The 18361-nt window shown below is 72.8% G+C and carries 17 protein-coding genes and 3 tRNA genes; 9 read left to right on the top strand and 11 right to left on the bottom strand.

Features of this window, described 5'->3' with window-relative positions; genetic code table 11:
• Positions 1-996, bottom strand: a complete 996-nt coding sequence (gene bioB, locus FHU34_RS25800; protein ID WP_124819840.1) for a biotin synthase BioB — start codon at positions 994-996, stop codon at positions 1-3.
• 153 nt (positions 997-1149) lie between these two features.
• On the opposite strand from bioB, the gene FHU34_RS25795 reads away from it, so the two are divergent.
• From FHU34_RS25795 to FHU34_RS25780, 4 genes are read left to right on the top strand one after another with little or no spacing between them, the layout of a single operon-like run.
• The gene (locus tag FHU34_RS25795; protein WP_145784823.1) at positions 1150-2346 is read left to right on the top strand and encodes an 8-amino-7-oxononanoate synthase; all 1197 of its coding nucleotides are present in this window, start codon (positions 1150-1152) and stop codon (positions 2344-2346) included.
• Positions 2347-2401: 55 nt separating this feature from the next.
• The gene (gene bioD, locus FHU34_RS25790; RefSeq protein WP_145784822.1) at positions 2402-3127 is read left to right on the top strand and encodes a dethiobiotin synthase; all 726 of its coding nucleotides are present in this window, start codon (positions 2402-2404) and stop codon (positions 3125-3127) included.
• Positions 3128-3181: 54 nt separating this feature from the next.
• Positions 3182-4762, top strand: a complete 1581-nt coding sequence (locus FHU34_RS25785) for a sensor histidine kinase (RefSeq protein WP_244311833.1) — start codon at positions 3182-3184, stop codon at positions 4760-4762.
• Positions 4762-5439 (top strand): response regulator, encoded by a 678-nt coding sequence (locus FHU34_RS25780; RefSeq protein ID WP_145784820.1) that lies wholly within the window; start codon positions 4762-4764, stop codon positions 5437-5439. The genes FHU34_RS25785 and FHU34_RS25780 overlap by 1 nt, the downstream gene beginning before the upstream one ends.
• A gap of 35 nt (positions 5440-5474) precedes the next feature.
• Here FHU34_RS25780 and FHU34_RS25775 read toward each other — a convergent pair whose 3' ends face one another.
• The 5 genes from FHU34_RS25775 to FHU34_RS25755 all read right to left on the bottom strand — a co-directional run bounded on the left by FHU34_RS25775 (position 5475) and on the right by FHU34_RS25755 (position 10006).
• Positions 5475-6245 (bottom strand): ABC transporter permease subunit, encoded by a 771-nt coding sequence (locus FHU34_RS25775; protein ID WP_145784819.1) that lies wholly within the window; start codon positions 6243-6245, stop codon positions 5475-5477.
• Positions 6242-7174 carry an ABC transporter ATP-binding protein gene (locus FHU34_RS25770; RefSeq protein WP_145784818.1) on the bottom strand — a complete coding sequence of 311 codons (933 nt, stop codon included), beginning with the start codon at positions 7172-7174 and terminating at the stop codon, positions 6242-6244. Before FHU34_RS25770 ends, FHU34_RS25775 begins: the two co-directional genes overlap by 4 nt.
• Before the next feature lie 85 nt (positions 7175-7259).
• Positions 7260-8114 carry a polysaccharide deacetylase family protein gene (locus tag FHU34_RS25765; RefSeq protein ID WP_244311832.1) on the bottom strand — a complete coding sequence of 285 codons (855 nt, stop codon included), beginning with the start codon at positions 8112-8114 and terminating at the stop codon, positions 7260-7262.
• Between the two features lie 35 nt (positions 8115-8149).
• A complete protein-coding gene (locus FHU34_RS25760) occupies positions 8150-9328 on the bottom strand; it encodes a cytochrome P450 (protein WP_145784817.1) in 1179 nt (392 codons plus the stop codon).
• A gap of 9 nt (positions 9329-9337) precedes the next feature.
• Positions 9338-10006 (bottom strand): class I SAM-dependent methyltransferase, encoded by a 669-nt coding sequence (locus tag FHU34_RS25755; RefSeq protein WP_145784816.1) that lies wholly within the window; start codon positions 10004-10006, stop codon positions 9338-9340.
• A 151-nt stretch (positions 10007-10157) separates the two neighbouring features.
• Between FHU34_RS25755 and FHU34_RS25750 the strand changes: the two genes are divergently transcribed.
• Positions 10158-11045, top strand: coding sequence for a hypothetical protein (locus FHU34_RS25750; protein ID WP_244311831.1), 888 nt, complete (start codon positions 10158-10160; stop codon positions 11043-11045).
• Between the two features lie 41 nt (positions 11046-11086).
• Here FHU34_RS25750 and FHU34_RS25745 read toward each other — a convergent pair whose 3' ends face one another.
• The 3 genes from FHU34_RS25745 to FHU34_RS25735 all read right to left on the bottom strand — a co-directional run bounded on the left by FHU34_RS25745 (position 11087) and on the right by FHU34_RS25735 (position 15510).
• Positions 11087-14017 (bottom strand): M36 family metallopeptidase, encoded by a 2931-nt coding sequence (locus tag FHU34_RS25745; protein ID WP_208745077.1) that lies wholly within the window; start codon positions 14015-14017, stop codon positions 11087-11089.
• A gap of 229 nt (positions 14018-14246) precedes the next feature.
• A complete protein-coding gene (locus FHU34_RS25740) occupies positions 14247-14828 on the bottom strand; it encodes a TIGR03086 family metal-binding protein (RefSeq protein ID WP_145784815.1) in 582 nt (193 codons plus the stop codon).
• Positions 14829-14907: 79 nt separating this feature from the next.
• Entirely contained in the window at positions 14908-15510 is a 603-nt protein-coding gene (locus FHU34_RS25735; protein ID WP_145784814.1) for a TetR/AcrR family transcriptional regulator, read from the bottom strand.
• A 388-nt stretch (positions 15511-15898) separates the two neighbouring features.
• On the opposite strand from FHU34_RS25735, the gene FHU34_RS25730 reads away from it, so the two are divergent.
• From FHU34_RS25730 to FHU34_RS25720, 3 genes are all read left to right on the top strand, one after another.
• Positions 15899-15971: transfer RNA gene (locus tag FHU34_RS25730), tRNA-Gly, on the top strand.
• Positions 15972-16005: 34 nt separating this feature from the next.
• Positions 16006-16076 (top strand) — tRNA-Cys (locus tag FHU34_RS25725).
• Positions 16077-16089: 13 nt separating this feature from the next.
• A tRNA-Val gene (locus FHU34_RS25720) sits at positions 16090-16164 on the top strand.
• Between the two features lie 60 nt (positions 16165-16224).
• On the opposite strand, the gene FHU34_RS25715 is transcribed toward FHU34_RS25720, so the two are convergent.
• Both FHU34_RS25715 and FHU34_RS25710 read right to left on the bottom strand, forming a co-directional pair.
• Positions 16225-16731 carry a winged helix-turn-helix domain-containing protein gene (locus FHU34_RS25715; RefSeq protein WP_244312007.1) on the bottom strand — a complete coding sequence of 169 codons (507 nt, stop codon included), beginning with the start codon at positions 16729-16731 and terminating at the stop codon, positions 16225-16227.
• A 177-nt stretch (positions 16732-16908) separates the two neighbouring features.
• The gene (locus tag FHU34_RS25710) at positions 16909-17643 is read right to left on the bottom strand and encodes a GNAT family N-acetyltransferase (RefSeq protein ID WP_167524904.1); all 735 of its coding nucleotides are present in this window, start codon (positions 17641-17643) and stop codon (positions 16909-16911) included.
• 103 nt (positions 17644-17746) lie between these two features.
• On the opposite strand from FHU34_RS25710, the gene FHU34_RS25705 reads away from it, so the two are divergent.
• Entirely contained in the window at positions 17747-18328 is a 582-nt protein-coding gene (locus tag FHU34_RS25705) for a TetR/AcrR family transcriptional regulator (RefSeq protein ID WP_145784812.1), read from the top strand.
• Positions 18329-18361 lie beyond the last annotated feature (33 nt).

The raw sequence follows: 18361 nt of genomic DNA, 5'->3' as shown, positions 1-18361 counted from the left end.
TCACAGCGTGGCGGAGAGGGCCTTGACCGGCATCTTCAGCTCGTCCAGCAACTCCAGGTCGGCGGTCGCCGGTCGACCCAGCGTGGTCAGGTAGTTGCCGACGATGACCGCGTTGATGCCACCGAGCAGACCGTCGCGGGTGCCCAGGTCACCGAGGGTGATCTCCCGGCCGCCCGCGTACCGCAGGATGGTGCGCGGCATGGCCAGCCGGAACGCGGCGATGGCCCGCAGCGCGTCCTTGCCCTCCACCACCGGCCGGTCACCGAGCGGAGTGCCGGGGCGCGGGTTGAGGAAGTTGAGCGGCACCTCGTGCGGGTTGAGTTCGGCGAGCTGCGCGGCGAACTCGGCCCGCTGCTCGACGGTCTCGCCGAGGCCGAGGATCCCGCCGCAGCACACCTCCATGCCGGAGTCGCGGACCATCCGCAGCGTCTCCCAGCGCTCCTCCCAGGAGTGCGTGGTGACCACGTTGGGGAAGTACGACTTGCAGGTTTCCAGGTTGTGGTTGTAGCGGTGCACGCCCATGTCGACCAGGTCGTCGACCTGCTCCTTGGTGAGCATGCCCAGCGACGCGGCGACCTGGATGTCGACAGCCGCCTTGATGGCCGCGACGCCCTCGCGCATCTGCTTCATGAGCCGGGCGTCCGGACCGCGGACCGCCGCGACGATGCAGAACTCGGTCGCCCCGGTCGCGGCGGTCTGCTTCGCCGCCTCGACCAGCGACGGGATGTCCAGCCACACCGAGCGCACCGGGGAGGTGAACAGGCCGGACTGGGAACAGAAGTGGCAGTCCTCCGGGCAGCCGCCGGTCTTCAGCGAGACGATCCCCTCGACCTCGACCTCCGGGCCGCACCAGCGCATGCGCACGTCGTGAGCGAGCTGCAGGGCGGCGGGAAGGTGCTCGTCGGGCAGGTTCAACACGGCAAGGATGCCGGCCTGGTCGAGGCCGACACCGTCACCGAGGACCTGGGTCCGGGCCTGGTCGAGGATCTCTGGCATGGCTCGTACCCTACAAGGCGGCCCGATCAGCCGGAATGACCTGGCAGCCCCTATACCTGCCGGCGAGTGGGATCCGTCGGGCGTCGGCGGCGGGTGGTAATTTCGCCCGGCGGGTGTCGGGCTGACCGGCACGGACGGCGGTGAAGGGGTGACGTGGCGGACTGGCTGGCGGCGCTCGACCGCCGCGCGGATCTGCGGGCGAAGGCTGGGCTGACCCGGCGACTGCAACCGCGTCCCGCCGCCGACGGGATGACCGATCTGGCCGGTAACGACTACCTCGGCCTGGCCACCCACCCGGAGGTCACCGCCGCAGCCACGGCTGCGCTGTCGGCGTACGGGCTGGGGGCGACCGGGTCGCGCCTGGTGCGGGGTTCCACCGACGCGCACGAGGCGTTGGAGACCGAGCTGGCGCAGTGGCTGGGCACCGACCGCGCTCTCGTGTTCTCGTCCGGCTACCTGGCGAACCTGGGTGCGCTGCGGGCGCTCGTCCAACCTCGGACGCTGCTCGTCTCGGACGCCCACAACCACGCGTCCCTGATCGACGGCTGCCGGATCTCCGGTGCGGAGACGGTGGTCACCCCGCACGCCGACGTGGACGCGGTGGCCGCCGCGCTCGCCGCCGCCCCGGGGCGCCCGGCGGTGGTGGTGACCGAGTCGGTGTTCTCGGTCGACGGTGACCTCGCCCCGCTGACCCGGCTGCACGCCGTGGCCCGCCGTCACGGCGCGCTGCTGCTGGTCGACGACGCGCACGCGCTGGGCGTGACAGGTCCGGCCGGCGCCGGTGGGGTGGCGGCGGCGGAGCTGGCCGGTGAGCCGGACGTGGTGGTCACCGCCACCCTGTCCAAGGCGCTCGGCGGCGCGGGTGGCGTGGTGGCCGGCCCGGCCGAGTTCGTCCGGCACCTGGTCGAGACGGGGCGTACGTTCATCTTCGACACGGCCCTGCCCCCGGCTGTCGCCGCCGGTGTGCACGCCGCGCTGCGGCTGACCCGGGTCGGCGACGACCTGCGCGTGGAGCTGGCCGACCGGGTGGCGTTGGCGGTCGGTCGACTGCGGTCGGCGGGGTTGACCGTCTCCGCGCCGGACGCGGCGGTGATCTCGGTGACGGCTCCCGGCCCGGACGCGGCGACCGCCTGGGCCGCCGACTGCCGGGACCAGGGTGTCGCGGTGGGTTGCTTCCGGCCGCCGTCCACCCCGGACAGCCGGTCCCGCCTGCGACTCACGGTCAGCGCCGGGGTGCCGCGGGCGGCGTTCGAGCGGGCCCTGGAGGTCATCGTGGACTGTGCGCCCGTGAGCGCGAGGAGTGAGCCGGGTTTGCGAGCCCCGCAGTCGCGAACAGCGGTGACACAGTGAGCGCGAGGAGTGAGCCGGGTTTGCGAGCCCCGCAGTCGCGAACAAAGGTTGCGCAGTGACCGGGTGGGAGGGGCCGGTTCTGGTCACCGGGACCGACACCGAGGTCGGCAAGACCGTGGTGACGGCGACGATCGCGGCCGCCGCGCAGGCTGCCGGGTTGCGGGTGGCGGTGGTCAAACCGGGTCAGACCGGTACGGCGGGTGGTGAGCCGAGCGACGTGGACGCGGTCAACCGGCTGGCCGCCCCACTGACCGGGCGGACCCTGGCCAGTTATCCCGATCCGCTGGCTCCGTTGGCTGCCGCCCGGGTCGCCGATCTACCGCCGTTGGAGCTGTACACGGCGGTGGACGCGGTGCGTGACGAGGTCGACAAGCACGACCTGGTGTTGGTCGAGGGCGCGGGTGGGCTGCTCGTGCCGATGGGGCTGCGTCCGTCGGGGGAGCCGTGGACGATGGCCGATCTGGCGGTGTCGCTGGGCGCGCCGGCGGTGGTGGTCGCCCGTGCCGGGTTGGGCACGCTCAATCACACGGCGCTGACCCTGGAGGCGCTGGACCGGCGTGCCGTGCCGGCCGGTGTGGTGATCGGCGCCTGGCCGGCGCGGCCGGAGCTGGTGCACTGGACGAATCTCACCGATCTGGTGCCGAACCTGCTCGGCGCGGTGCCCGACGGCGCCGGCGCGATGGACCCGGGGGTGTTCCGGCGGTCCGCCCCGGGTTGGCTCACCCCGGCGCTGCACGGTGTGCTCGACGACTGGCGGGTCTGGGCCGAGGAGAGCGGCTGAACACCTGACTTTCGTCAGTGTCCGCGCAGGTCGGGCGTGGGTAGCCTGACCGCCGTGCGGATCCTCGACTCCTCGTCGCCGGGCCGGCTGGACCGGCGGCGTCGCCTGTTGTCGGACGTGCTGCTCTGGGCGGTGGTCGCCGCCCCGGTCGGGTACGCCGGCTTCAGCCCGCCCTACGCGCCGTACGCGGTGCCGCTGGTCGTCGGCAAGTTGGTGATGCTCGGCGCGGCGGTGGTGGCGAGTCGACGTCAGCCGTTGCTCGCCCCCGTGCTGGTGGTTCTGGGTTCGGTGGTCGACGGCAACTTCGCGTTCGCGATTCCGGTCTTCAGCTACCTCGCCGGGCGGCGCACCGCGTCGGTGGGGCCGGCGGCCGGTGTCTTCGTGCTGATCGTGGGCGGCGGCACGGCGCTCAACCTGGGGCTGCTCGGCACCGGCGCCGCCACCTGGTTCCTGCTCGCCTCGGTGCTGCTCTTCGCCGCTGTGTTCCCCTGGTTGGTCGGCCGGTACCGGCGTCAGCAGCAGGAGTTGGCGGACGCCGGTCGGCGGCACGTTGAGGCGTCGACCCGTGAGCAGCGCGGCGCCGCCGAACGGATCCGGCTCCGCGAGCGGGCCCGGATCGCCGGGGAGATGCACGATTCGCTCGGTCACGACCTCAGCCTGATCGCGTTGCGTGCCGCCGCCCTGGAGGTCGCTGCCGACCTCGACGACCGGCACCGGGCGGCGGCGGGGGAGTTGCGGGCCAGCGTCTCCGCCGCCACCGAGCGCCTGCACGAGATCATCGGTGTGCTCCGTGAGGAGGGGGGCGCGTCGGTGCGGCCGAGCGGGGAGACCGTCGCCGAGCTGGTCGAGGGTGCCCGGGAGGCCGGCATGGCGGTACGGATGGAGGCAGCCCCGGGGGCTGCGGAGCTACCGGCGATGACCGGTCACGCCGCCCACCGGATCGTGCGGGAGGCGTTGACCAACGCTGCCCGGTACGCGCCCGGCGCTCCGGTCGAGGTGTCGGTGACCCGCGTGGGCGACCGGGTGGAGGTGGCCGTCGTCAACGACGCCCCGCCGGCGGGGCCGTTGCCCGCTCCGCCGTCGCAGGGCAGCGGGTTGCTCGCCCTCGCCGAGCGGGTTCGTCTCGCCGGTGGAACGCTGCACGCCGGCCCCCGTACCGACGGTGGTTTCGCCCTGCGGGCGGCGTTGCCGGTCACCGGGCCGGTGGAGACCGCCGCTGGGACGGGGCTGGCGGCACCGTCCGACGCGGCGCAGCCCGACGCGGTGGTGGAGCCCGATCCGTCGGAGCGGCCGGTGGACGCGGAGCGGCGGCTGCACGACGCCCGCCGACGGGTGCGGCGCAGTCTGCTGGTGGCTCTGGTGGCACCGGTCGGGTTCGCCCTGGTGCTTTCGCTCGTCTACTACCCGGTGGCGACGGCGGGCACGGTGCTGGACCGGGCCACCTTCGACCAGATGCGCCTCGGTACGGCCCGGTCGGAGCTGGCCGGCCTGCCCCGCCGGCAGTTGGAACGCCCGACGACCGCCGACCGGGACGGCTGCGAGTACTACACCGACGGCAACTTCCCCCTCGCGCAGCCGACCTGGCGGCTCTGTTTCACCGACGGCCGGTTGGCCAGCAAGGAGTGGATCGCGTAGTGAACAGCGACACGGCCGGCGCGAAGCGGGTCCGGGTGGTCCTGGCCGACGACGAGGCGATGATCCGCGCCGGTGTCCGGGCCATCCTCGCCACCGATCCCGGTATCGAGGTGGTCGCCGAGGCGGGCGACGGGCACGAGGCGGTGGAACTGGTCCGCGCGCACCGACCCCGGGTCGCGTTGCTGGACATCCGGATGCCCCGGCTGGACGGTCTGGCGGCGGCCGCCGAGATCCGTCGGGTCGTGCCGGACACCGCGACGATCATGCTGACCACGTTCGGCGAGGACGACCACGTGGCGCGGGCGCTCGGGCACGGCGCGAGCGGGTTTTTGCTCAAGGCCGGCGACCCGCGTGAGTTGATCTCCGGGGTGCACGCGGTCGCGGACGGTGGCGCGTACCTGTCGCCGACCGTGGCCCGCCGGGTGATCGAGCTGGGCGCCGGGCGGTTGGCCCGCCGACCCGTGGCGCGCGACCGTACCGCCGGGTTGACCGAGCGGGAACGGGAGGTGCTGGCCCTGGTGGGGGCGGGGTTGTCCAACGCCGAGATCGCCCGCCGGCTGCACCTGGTGGAGGGCACCGTGAAGAGCTACCTGACCAGCATCTTCACCCGGTTGGACGTGCGCAACCGGGTGCAGGCGGCGATCCTCGCGTACGAGGCCGGGCTGGTCGACGGCTGAGCGAGGGCCGGGCAGCCCTCGCTCAGCCGCGGTCGTCACGCGTCGCGACGGCGCAGGGCGACCCGGCCCAGCAGGAGCGCGGCGCTCGCCCACCCGGCGAGCAGGAGCAACCCGACCAGCCGTGGGTACGGAGCCGCGTCGCCGGACATGAAGTGACCGCCGGCCACGCCGGGGAACACGTCGGCGATCCGGGTCAGCACGTCGATGTCCGGCTCCTGGAGGGACCGCGGCACGATCATCAGGGTCGCCAGGAGCACGGTGATCGTCAGGACCGCGCTCCGCAGCGCGGCGCCGAGGCCCAGCGCGAGCACGCCCACCAGCGCCAGGTAGACCGCCACCGCGGCGATGTCGCCGATCGTCTCGGCGGCCGGGGCGCTGCCCCACTCGCCGAGCACCGGCCAGGCGACCAGGGCGCCGACGCCGCCGAGCAGCAGACCGAGGGCGAAGGTGACAGCTCCGGCGACCACTGCCTTGCCCAGCAGTACGCGGCCACGCGACGGGGTGCACTGCAACGCGGTCCGGATGGTGCCGCTGGTGAACTCGGAGGTGATCGCCAGCAGGCCGAGCGCCAGCACCACGTACTGGGTCATCTCGACCGAGTCGATCAGCACACTGCCGACGGTGACGACACCGGCGTTGTCGGCCGGATCGTCGTTGGTGTTGCCGTTGGCGACGTAGATGGCCAGTTGGCCGGCGCCCGCTGCCGTCACCAACAGCCCGGCCAGAGCCGTCCACCAGGTGCTCCGCACCGAGGAGAGCTTGGTCCACTCGGCGGCCACGATGCCACCACGGGTACTGGTGCTCATCGCGCGCCACCTCCGGTCGGTCCGCCCGCGTACTCGACGCTGTCGGCGGTGAGTTCCATGAACGCCTCTTCCAGTGACGCGCCGTGCGGGCTCAGCTCGTGCAGTCGTACCCCCAGTTCGTGGGCCAGGTCCCCGACCCGGTCCACTGTCGCGCCGGTGACGGTCAGCTCGTTGCGGTCGGCGGCCGTGACTGTCGCGCCGGTAGCGGTGAGGCGCGCGGCGAGGGCGGCCAGGCCGTCCCGGTGCGGGCTGCGGACCCGCACCGCGACCGCACTGCCGGCGATCACCTCGTCGGTCGGCGCGTCGGCGAGCAGCCGTCCCCGACCGATCACCACGAGCTGGTCGGCGGTGAGCTGCATCTCGCTCATCAGGTGGCTGGAGACGAAGACCGTCCGTCCCTCGTCCGCCAGCGAGCGCATCAGGTGACGTACCCAGCGCACCCCGTCCGGGTCGAGGCCGTTCACCGGCTCGTCGAACATCAGCACCGGTGGGTCGCCGAGCAGCGCGCCGGCGATGCCGAGCCGCTGGCCCATGCCGAGGGAGAGGGTCCGCCCCGGCTTGCGGGCGGCCCGCGCGTCCAGGCCGACGGTGTCCAGCACCTCGTCCACCCGGCGGGTGGGGATGCCGTTGCTGCGGGCCATGGCCAGCAGGTGTGCCCGGCCGGAGCGGGTCGGGTGGATGGCCCGGGCGTCGAGCAGTGCCCCCACCTCGTGCAGCGGCCGGCGCAACTCCCGGTACGCGCGCCCACCGACCAGGGCCTGCCCGGCGGTGGGGCGGTCCAGCCCGAGGATCATCCGCATGGTGGTGGACTTGCCGGCGCCGTTGGGGCCGAGGAACCCGGTGACCCGGCCGGGCGCGATGTCGACTGTCAACGCGTCGACAGCGACTGTCGCGCCGAAGCGTTTCGTCAACCCACGTAATGTGATCATGTGTTGACGCTAGGCGAGCGACCCACTGCCGCACCGCGCCCGAACGGCACCTCCCGACCCTGACTTTCGTCATGCCCCGGCGGGCTCAGAGCACGTAGTCCTCCAGCAGCGCCGGGGTGAGCCCGGCACGGTGGATCGCCTTCAGCGCAGCGAGGAGGTCGTCCATAAGCGCCGGCCGGAAGTGCATGAGCAGCACGTCACCGGGTTGCACCACCTTCTCCGGGGTCTGGTAGCGCACCTTCCCCTCGTGGACGGTCTCGGTCCAGTGCAGGACCGCCTTCGCGCCGCAGTCGTGGGCGGCCTTCAACGTGGTGCTGTCGTGTTCGCCGAACGGTGGGCGGAACAGTGTCGCCCGCTTGCCGAACAGTGCCTCCAGCTTGTCCGCCGCCCCGCAGATCTCCCGCTTCTGGTAGTCGTACGACCGGCCGGCCAGCGAGTTGTGGGTGATGGTGTGGTTCTCGACGACCCCGCCCGCGACCTGGATCTGCCGGAAGTACTCGGGGTACTCCTCCGCCGCCGGTGAGTTCAGGAACATGGTGACCGGTATGCGCGCCCGCCAGACGAAGTCGGCCACCTCGCTCGGGCGGGCCAGGCCGCCGTCGTCGATGGTGATGAACGCGACCTTCTGGTCGGTCGGCAGGCGGTGCCAGAACGGGGCCGCGCCGGTCGTGGGCAGCGGCACCGGTTGCGGCGGCGGCGCCTCGGGGAAGGTCGGCACCTGGGACAGGTACCAGTCCAGGCTACCGGGAGCGGGCTTCGCCGTCGCGGACGGAGAGGTGGACGGCGAGGCCGACGGCGCGAACGGCGAGGCCGACGGCGCCGGCTGGTGCGCGCTGATCCGTCGGGCGTGCAGTGTCGGACCGGCTGTGCAGCCACTCAGCACCAGCAGGGCCAGAAGCGTTACGGCGGCGAGGCTCCGACGAGCAGGGGTCGCTGACACGCCCGGAAACCTACCGAAGCGATGTGAGGATCCGGTCAGGCCGGTACGACCGGCGAGCGCCGGACGACGAAGGCGTCGGGCATCCGGAAGGTGAGATTGTCCGGGCACCAGGGCGGACGGACCACCCGCACCCCGTCCAGCAGCCGAGCGGCCTCGGCCACCACCACTGCCGCCTCCATGCGGGCCAGCACGTCGCCGACGCAGCGGTGCGCGCCCGCCCCGAACGCCAGGTGCCGGCGTGACCCGCGCTGGCCCGGGCGGAACTCGTCGGGCGACTCCACGACCGCGGGGTCCCGGCCGGCGCGGCCCAACCACAGCACGAGGCTGCTGCCGGCCGGCACCGGCGTCCCGCCCAGGGTGCTGTCCGTCGCCGCCACCCGCCGCCAGGTGACGATGGGCGGTTCCAGCCGCAGCCCCTCCTCCACGACGTCGGCGACGGCGACCTCGCCGCTGCGCAGACCGGCCCGTACCGCCGGCTCGCCGGCCAGCCGGTGCAGCAGCAGGGTGAGGAACTGGGAGGTGGTCTCCTGCCCGGCGACCAGCAGGAAGAAGAGCGCGCCGACCACCACGTCCGGCGGGTGCCCGGCCGCGCGCAACTCGGCTGCCAGGCCGCCGCCGGTGGCAGCGAAGTCCCGCAGTACGTGGTGGAACCGGCCCACCTCGGCGGCGAGCGCCACCTGCCGGTCGGTGTCCAGCGGTGCCCAGAACAACTCCAGCGCGGTACGGGCGAACTCCTTGACCGCGCCGACCGGGGCGTCCGGCAACTCCACCAGCCGCGCCAGCACCAGCAGCGGCAGGTCGGCGGCGAGGTCCGCGTACAGGTCGACCGACTCGTCGGCGTCGAGCGCGGCGGAGAGCCGGGCGACCCGGTCCCGCACCAGCGCGGTGAGCCACTGCCGTTGCGCGGCGACCCGGGAGGGGTGCAACGCGTCCGCGACGATCGCCCGGATCTGCGGATGGCTGACACCCGAATTGTTGGCGAGGGTCGGCGGTAGCCGGAACCGGTGCCCGGCGAGCACCCGCAGAGCGGTCACCGGCATCGGCGTCACCGCGTCCAGCGCGTTGTCCGGCAGATAGGTGACCGGGTCGGCGAGGACCTGACGGACCAACGCGTGTCGGGTGACGACCAGGTGGGTGCCGCCGACGTGGTCCGGCACCCGGGCCACGTCCGGCCACGCGGGGTCGGTCACCTGCGCCCAGCTGCGGAACAGCACCCGGACACGCTAGCCGGAGGCCCCCGGCAGCCCGGCCCGCAGTCGCCAGACGGTGGTGCGCTTCACCCGGACGCTCTCCAACGCCTCCGGCACCGGCACGTCGTACACGGCCAGCTCGTCGAAGCGGTCCCGGGGCAGGAACGCCCGGTCGGGGTCGCCGACGAGCACCGGTGCGCCGGCCCGGGTGGCGCGGAGCAGGAACCGCAGGAACCGGCGAGCCATCGCGTCGCTGTAGAAGACGTCGCCGGCCAGCACCACCTCGGCGTCCCCGGCGTCACCGTCGAGGATGTCGCCGAACTCGGCGTCGACGCGTACCCCGTTGGCCTCGGCGTTGAGGGCGACCGCCGCGACCGCCAGGTCGTCGACCTCGACGGCCCGAACGGACGCGGCTCCGGCGCGGGCGGCGGCGATGGCCACCAGGCCGGAGCCGGAGGCGAGGTCGAGCACCCGGCGGCCGGCGACCAGCTCCGGGTGGTCGGTCACGTAGCGGGCGAGCGCCTGCCCGCCGGCCCAGGCGAACGCCCAGAACGGCGGCGGCCGGTCGGTGGAGAACTCGCCCTCGGTCAGCTCCCACAGCCCGATCGGCTCGTCCGCCTGGTGCAGTCGCACCTCGGGGACGAACGCGACAGGGGTGAGCCGGGCATGCAGCCGGACGAACGTGCTGGAGAGCTCGGACACGTCACCGATTGTCCCAGCGGCCCGACTCCGGGCGTGTCGCGGGGGAGTGGTGACCGGTTCACCACGGTCGGTGAAAACCCCTCCCGTCCTTACCGGCCGGTGCGAACACACCCGTCTGGTCGGCCCCTCGCGCTGCTCCTAGCGTTGCCCAGTGGAGACGACCGAACGGAGGGCGGCGGTGGTGACGGTGTGGCGGTACGCGGTGCGGGTCGGGGTGGTGCTGGCCTGTCTGAGCGGGGTGGGGCTGGCACTGGCCGCTCCGGCGCAGGCGGCGTTCACCACCGAACTGAGTGGGCTGCCGGCCCGGTTCACCGCCGGCGAGCAGGTGCGTACGGTGTCCGCCGTCGTCTCCCGCACGGATCGGCGCGGAGGCTGCGTGAAGGTGCGCTGGTCGATGGTGCTGAGCGTGCAGGGCCTCCGACTCGACCAGGTCAAGATGGACCGGGTGGAGGAGGCCGGCGACTTTCCCCTGGAGATCCGGACCGAGGGCGACGTCGCCCGGCTGACCGACCGGCAGCTCGACCCGGGCACCCTCTGCCCGGGCCGCACGGTCACCGCCCGCTACCGGGTGGCCTTCGCCGAGGACGTCACCCAGGGACGGGTCACCCTCGCCGCCGAGGCGTACGACGCCAACTCGCGCCTGCTGGCCCGGCAGACCGCCACCCGTTCGGTGGTGGCCGCGGGTGGCACCCCGACCAGCAAGCCGACGCCGAGCGTCACCCCGCCGGAGCCCACCGACCCGCCGAGCGAGCCGGCCGAGGAGGAGACCACGTCCGGGGAGGAACCGGCCGCCGACTACCCGGCCGACGCCGCACCGCCGGCCGCCGGCCGCCCGGTGTCGCAGTCCGGCGGGTTCGGTGCGGTGCAGGCCGCCTTCCTGCTCGGCGCGCTGCTGCTCTTCCTCGGCATGGGGTTGCTGCTGCGGCTGCGGCAGCTGACCCGGGCTTCGGGCGACGGTGCCGACGAGGCCGACGGCCCGCCGGTGGACCGGCGGTGGGAACGCCCCACCGTCGACAGGTGGCGACCGGCCCGCCGCTGAACGAGGACGGTGGGGGCCGGCTGCCGCCGGCCCCCACCGTGTCACTTCGAGAACGCCTGGAACTCGGCGATCCTGACCTGGGCACGGGCCGGGCTGGCGGTCGCGCAGTCCGTCGTCGTGGCCGGGTCGGCGTCCTGCTCGCCCGCGTACTGCGGACCGCCGGTGCACTGGCTGGCCAGCACCTCCAGCCGCAGGTGCGTGGCGACCGTCGTGGGCACCGCGAACGTCCGCAGGTTGATGTCCCGGACGTACGCCCGGTACGCCCCGCCGGGGAACGCGTCGCCCGCGCTGGTGTAGATGCGCTTCCACCGCGCCGGGTCCGCGCAGTCGGTGGTCGTCGCGTCGCAGGCGGACACCGTGAACGAGCGCAGCGCGCTGAGCGCGTTCTGGCTGCCGGTGTCGGCGTCGCCGGTGATCGCCGGGCGCAGCATCGCGCTGACGTTCACCCGCTTGACCGTCTGCGGGCCGTCGCCCGGCAACGCCACGGTGAGCTGCCGGCCGGCCACCCCGTCCAGCGAGGCCCAGTTCGTCGCCTCGGTGTCGTCGCCGATCCGGTCCAGGTTGACCCCGTCACCGGTGATCGTCGCCCCGGACGCGGTGGACGCCAGGTTGCGGCTCATCCGCAGGTCGACGTAGCCCTGCTTGCCGGCCGTGGCGACCACGCTGAGCCGCTGGTGCCCGAAGCCGGGGGCGACGGCGAGCAGGTCGTACGTGCCGGCCACCATGTCCACGGTGTCCGGGATCGGCGTGGCCGGGTCGGTGTCCGCGATCGGCGTGGCCCGAGCCTCGTACGCCCCGACGTACACCCGGATCGGCGCGTCGGCGCTGTCCCCGCGCGGGCGCAGGGTGAGCGTCGCGTTGCCGCCGCGCGGTGAGGCGAAGCTCGGCGTCGGGTCGGTGTCGCCGGCGCCGTTGGTGGCGGCGTCCCGGCCCATCCCGGAGCGGGCGAACTCGGCCCAGATCAGGTCCTGGTTGGCGCCGCCGAAGCGGAGCAGGTCGGCGGTGAGCATGTTGTCCCGCATGTCGAGCATGCTGACCTGGCTGGCGGCCTGGAGCAGGAACGAGTCGAAGACCAGCTGCGACCAGCGCCGGTTGCCCGGGCACTGGTCGGCGGCGACCTTCCCCTGTGCGCAGTCGAGCTGACGCTGCGGGGTGCCGAGGCCGTACCGCTTCACCAGCGCGGAGCGGACCCGGAAGTTCGTGGCGCCCCAGATCTCCCCGTCGGCGTGCACGGCCGGTCCGCCGGTGTTGTAGCCGATGTCGGAGTAGTTCAGCGGGCTGCGGCTGAGGTCGTGGTTGCGGATGCCGCTGACCAGGTTGCCGGTGACGTAGCCGCCGGTGACGAAGGGCGTCTCGCCGGGCGCGCGCAGCCCGTGCTGGAAGAGGTACTCGGCGGCGAGCAGGTCGCCCCACGACTCACCCATCGCCCCGCCCTGGTGGCCGCTGATGCCGCTGTCCGGGCCGGCGATCATCCGGTTGGTGATCGCGTGGGTGTACTCGTGGCCGATCACCGTCATGTCGTAGTCGCCGTCCACGCACGGCGGGTACGGCCCGCCCGCCTGCGGCTGCCACAGGTACATGTTGGTGGTCGGCGGCAGCCCGTCGCGCGGGGTGCCCTGGTTGGCGTTGTTGCGGTTGCCGGTCAACGCGCCCTGCTGGGCGCGGCCCTGCTCGGCGTCACCGCCCAGCCCGGACGGGGTGAGGTTGACCGCCTGGAGGTTCCACGCCGACTCGGTGAAGCCCAACTGGTACGACCAGTCGTGCATCCGATTGTGCATGGCGAACAGGTTGGCGATCGAGGCGTCCGCGTCGTTGCGTTGGGCGGAGGTGAAGACCTCGGGGTTGCACTTCGCCTGGTGCCACTGGTCGGTGAACGGGTACTCGTAGCGGCGTTCCGGGCTGGTGGGGGCCGGGACGACCGGGGTGTTCGCGCCCCAGGAGAGCACCGTGTTGGCCGAGTTGCCACGCGAGGTGTACGTCGGCGTGCCGGTTGCCGCGTCGACGTCCCACGGCTGGCCGGTGGCCGGGTCGCGGGAGGCTGCCACGCAGCCGGGCACCGGGTCGCCGCACCAGCGCACCCGGGGGTCCTGCCCCGGGCCGAGGTCGCGGGGCGGGGTGGCCGGGAAGACCGCCCAGCTCGGGTTGTCCGAGTCGTAGTCGACGAGATCCTCGCGGACCAGCACCTGCCCGGTGTTGCCGTCCACGTAGGTGGTGAACGCGGCGGGGTGCTCGGTGTCCGCGCCGATCATGGTGACCTCGTACGCGGCCCGTGGCCCGTCCACCGGGGTGGGTACGGCCACTGCCCGGATGGTGTGGCTGGCCACCGCGTCGGCGGTCAGCCTGGCGTCGGCGAGCGCGGCCGCGTACGCCTGCTCGGCGGTACGGGTGGCCGGGGCGGGGATGCCGCCGGTGCGGGCCAGCGAGGAGCTGACCGAGAGCACGGTGCCGCCCGCGACCGCGAGCGTGACGAGCCCGTCCGGTCCGGCCGGCAGGTCGCCGAAGCGTTGCCGGAGGGTGACCACGGCACCGCTGCCGATCGGCCGGACCAGCACGCGGTCCATGGCGGCCACCGAGGCGGCGTCCAGCCCGAACAGGTCGCGGTTGGCGGTCAGATAGGCGCGGGCGGCGGCCTCCGGGTCGGCGGGCAGCCCGGTGGCCAGAGCTGTGCGACCGGGGCCGAGCGCCTGCGGGGTGCCGAGCCGGTTCCAGCGGACGTCGGGGTCGGCGGCGCGGGCCAGGCCGCGCTGGCGGGCGTCGGGTGCCGCCGTACCGGTGCGGTTGTCGGCGTCGGCGGGCTCGTGGCCCTCGGCGAATGGTCCGGACGTGCGCTCGGCGGACGCCGCGTTGCCGGTGGGGGCCGCGGTGCTCACGCCGGTGGGGAGCAGCGCGGCGACCGTCGCCGTCGTCGCCAGGACGGCGATGAGCCGGCGTCGGCGCCGGCTCATCGGGGGTGACCACTCCGGTTGTGGCACGGGACCTCCTCGTGGGAGCGGGATGGCCGGCGGTCGCCGGCCGTGGATGCGCGGTGACGCATGCACACCTGTGGATATCAGTCGATCGTGGTGGCGGCAAGGTCCGGGGACGTCGACATGTCGCGGGATCGCGGAAAGACGAAGCCGCCCTCGGGGTGTCCCGGGGCGGTCGCGACGATCGGTGTGGGGAGGTGGGGCCGGTGGTCGGCCGGCTACGGGTGCGGCGTGGTCAGTCGGTCGGCGCCCAGTCGGGGTCGCGGCCGAAGGCGGCCAGGAGGTGGTCCTGTTCGTCGGCGTCGTCGGGCACCCGTACCCCGGTGTGGACCAGGTTGTTGCGCCGGTAGTCGTCGATCTGCCCGGCGAACCACTGGGCGGCCACGTGCACCGCGTCCGGATCGAGCCGAGGCTGGGCGCCGATCGCCACGGCCACGTCCCACCCGTGGATCAGGTGCTCGGCGAGGAGTTGCCGGAGGTATTCCGCGGCCGGGGTCTCGCCACTGGAGAGGTGCACGGTGCGGTCGATCGTGCCGGGGTGGGTGGCGGCGATCTCGGCCTGCGCGGCGGCCTCCCGTGCGGTCGATATCGGGTCGGTGCCGAGTTGGTCGCCGTCGAGTCGGTCGCCGACCTCCTCGATGGTCCGGCCGGCGAGCAGCGGGACGCTCCACCGGGCCTCGGTGACCACGTGGTTGACGAGCGTGCGGACGTCCCAGTCCGAGCAGGGTGTCGGGTCGGACCACTGGCCGGGCTCGACCTGGTCCACCCGGTCGACGAACTCGGCCAGGCTCCGGCGGTACGCCTCCAGCAGATCCATGCTGCCGATTGTTCCGGTCGGCGGGGCGGGGCGAGCCGTTTTGCCCGGCCTGGTCGGGGATTGGTGCTGGCTGCCCGGGTCAGTCCAGGTCGGCGGGGTCCAGGCCGAGCTCCCGGGCGGTGACCAGCCGGACCCACTCGCCGAACTGCCGGCGGGAGATCACCCGGTCGTGCACGGCCAGTTGGACGGCGAGGCCGTCCATGACCGCGCTGATCCGCCAGGCGGCTCCGTCCGGGTCGGCGCACTGGAAGGTGCCGTCGGCCACTCCGGTGGAGATCACCTCGGCGAGGTCCTGACGCCAGCGCAGGTCGAGTCGGCGGGAGACCTTCTCCAACTCCGGGGCGCGCAGCGACTCGGACCAGCCGTCTATCCACATCGACCAGGAGGTTGCCCGCCCGGCCGGGGTGTAGAGCTTGAGGATCTTGCGGAGCTTGGTCAGCGGCGGGGCCGAGGAGCGGGTCACCGCGTCCAGTCGGGCCAGATCCTGCTCGACCGCGTACGCGAAGGCCTGCGCGAGCAACCGTTCCTTGGTGGCGAAGTGGTAGAAGACCAGGGCCTGGCTCACGCCTGCCGCGTTCGCCACGTCCGCCGTTCGGGTGTTGGCCAGACCGCGCTCCACGATCACGTCGCAGGCGGTGCGCAGCAGGGCATCCAGGCGGATTTCGGCCGCACGTCTCGTCACGACCGTTACCGTAGCCCATCCGAGTGAACACGAACAGTTACCGCCGCCTGCTGAGCGGCGCTGTGTCAGTCGGAAGCCGGACACTTTCCCGGGGTGCCGTCGGTCGTTCTGTAGGGGAGCATTCACCGAGGTCTGCCGCCCGAAAGCAGTGTGCGGACGGTTCCGCCGGTCGATCTGCGACACGGTGATGACGATCGTTGCCTGGTGGTGTCGGAGTGTGACTGCCACCAGCAGGCCGAGGCGCCAGACCATCCTCCTAGGAAGCCTGCGGGGGGTGGCGGTGATCTCGTCCACCGAGGGCCAGACGCGCCGAGACGACCCCGAGTTGGCAGTCGTTCACCGGCTCGGCTAAAGTTCTCATCCGTCACCCGGGAACGTCCGGGGGCGTGCGGACGTAGCGCAGCTGGTAGCGCATCACCTTGCCAAGGTGAGGGTCGCGGGTTCGAATCCCGTCGTCCGCTCGGAGCTGCCGCCACGCATGACGGGGGCAACCTCGGTGGGGTGGCCGAGAGGCGAGGCAACGGCCTGCAAAGCCGTGTACGCGGGTTCAAATCCCGTCCCCACCTCGGCAACAAGCACGGGCGATTGGCGCAGTGGGAGCGCGCTTCCTTGACACGGAAGAGGTCACTGGTTCAAACCCAGTATCGCCCACCACAGGAAACGGCTCGTCACTGAAAACCCGGTGACGAGCCGTTTCGCATGTGGCGCCGACAGTCAGTCCACGCTGAGCCGGTAGCCGATCCCGCGTACGGTCTGCACACCCACTGTGGCGTCGGCGCTGCGCAGCTTGCGCCGCAACCGCTTGACGGCCGAGTGCAGGACGGACGAGTCGCCGAGGTAGGCGCACCCCCAGACCGACTCGAAGAGCTTCTCGTACGTCCAGACTCCGACCGGCGTGCTGGCGAGTTGGGTGAGCAGACGGTGTTCGAGCCGGGTCAGGGCCAGCGGCTGCCCCTGCCACGTCACCAGGTGGTCGAGAGGGTCGATCTCCAGGTCGCCGAGGGTGATCCGGCCGGAGGTGGGGGTCGGGGCCGTCGCGAAAGCGGCGACGGCGGCCGCAGGGGTGGCGGCAACGGTGGGTTCGGTCGCAGGGCCGACGACCGGGGCCGGTCCGCCGATCGCGGGCGGACCGATCATCGCCTGCAACGCGGCGAGGTCGGTGCAGATCACCAGGGTGCCGAGCCCGTCCAGTCGCCGCACCATCCGTTCGCGTACCGACACGTCGGCCGTCACGCAGAACACGAGGGACACGCCATCGATCACTGTTGTACCTCCCCAGGTGCCAGTGAAAGACAACGCTGTCTGAACCCCATAGTCAATGGTTTCCGGCCGGTAGCCATCGTGATCGACTCGGATCCGCCGACGTCGGGCCTTCCCGGCGCGGTCGGCGCGTACGGCTCAGAACGTCAACACGCGGAACTCGCCCGCCGGCCGGAAACCGAGGCGGCGGTAGACCGACTCACCGATCGGCGAGGAGGTGAGCGCGGCGGTGCGGGCACCCCGCTCACTGGCCAGGCGCAGTGCCGCCCTGGTCATCGCCGCGCCGATTCCCCTGCGCCGCTGCTCGGGCTGCGTACCCACGAAGTAGAGCGTGACCAGGCCGTGGCTGAGCCAGGCGACGGCGGTGCCGACGACACGGCCGTCGTCCAGCCGACCGGCCAGTCTGATCACCGTGCCGTCACCGGAGAACGCCTTCTCCCGCTCGATCGTCGCCGCCACGCCGTCCGTCGGGATCCCGGACACCCGGGCGTAGGCCCTGACGAACGCGGCGAGGTCGGTGGTCTCGGCGATGTGCAGGCCGGCCGGAGCCGGTTCGTCCGCCGCCTCGTCGATCACCGCTGTCATGATCGGCAGGCGGGCGAACTCGACAGCCCCGAGGGAGACCAGGCCGTCGGCCGTGCCGGGGTCGCTGTCCGGGCCGACCCACCACACCCGGGGTACGCCGTGCAGGCGCTGCCGGGCCTCCAGGAGCGCGTCCTGCGGTGTGCGCCCGGTCACGCGCAGCACGCCGTTGAGGGTCGGGTGCGGCACGTCGCTGCGGTAGGTCGCCAGGTCCGGACCTCCGACCGGGCCGATGTTCCAACCGAGCAGGTACGCCCGGTGCGCGGCCAGCACCGTGTCCAGGGACTCCATGATCTGGATCGTAACGCGGTGTCGGGCACCCCCTCGACCAGCCAAAACGGCCGTGACCGGCAGTACTTTGTCGATCGTTCCAGATCGCGGGTAGCGTTCAGCCATGGCACGTACCCGTGAGTTCGACCTCGACGCCGCCGTCGACGCCGCCATGGACGTGTTCCGGAGCAAGGGCTACGAGGGCACCTCGATGCGCGACCTGTCGGAGGCGACCGGCCTGGGCAGCGGTTCGATCTACGCCGCGTTCGGCAGCAAGGACGGGCTCTACCTCGCGGTGCTGGACCTGTACCGGCAGCGGTACGCCGCGCCGATGGTCGATCTGCTGCGCTCCGGCAACGACGCGCGAGCGGTCATCCGGGAGGTGTTCGTCGGCACTGTGGACGACATCGCCGGCGACGGCCGGCACCTCTCCTGTCTCATCGTCGGCGCGTCGATGGAACGGGCCCACCAGGACGTACGGGTCGCCGATCGGCTCCGCTCGACCACCCAGTCCCTGGAAGCGGCGCTCTACGACCTGCTGGCCGAGGCGCAGTTGCGGGGCCAGATCACGTCCGACCGCAGCGCCACCGACCTGGCCGGCTTCCTGGTGACCAACCTTCAGGGCCTGCGGGTGATGGGTGCCATCAACCCGGACCGGGCGGCGCTGACGCGCTACGCCGAGGTCGCGCTCACCTGCCTGGACTGACCACCGGACACGGTGGTCGGCTGTTACCCGAAT

Source organism: Micromonospora taraxaci (assembly GCF_007830095.1).
GTDB classification, from domain to species: domain Bacteria; phylum Actinomycetota; class Actinomycetes; order Mycobacteriales; family Micromonosporaceae; genus Micromonospora; species Micromonospora taraxaci.
Note: the sequence above shows the minus strand (reverse complement) of the source record. Positions and strands in the feature narration are given on the sequence as shown.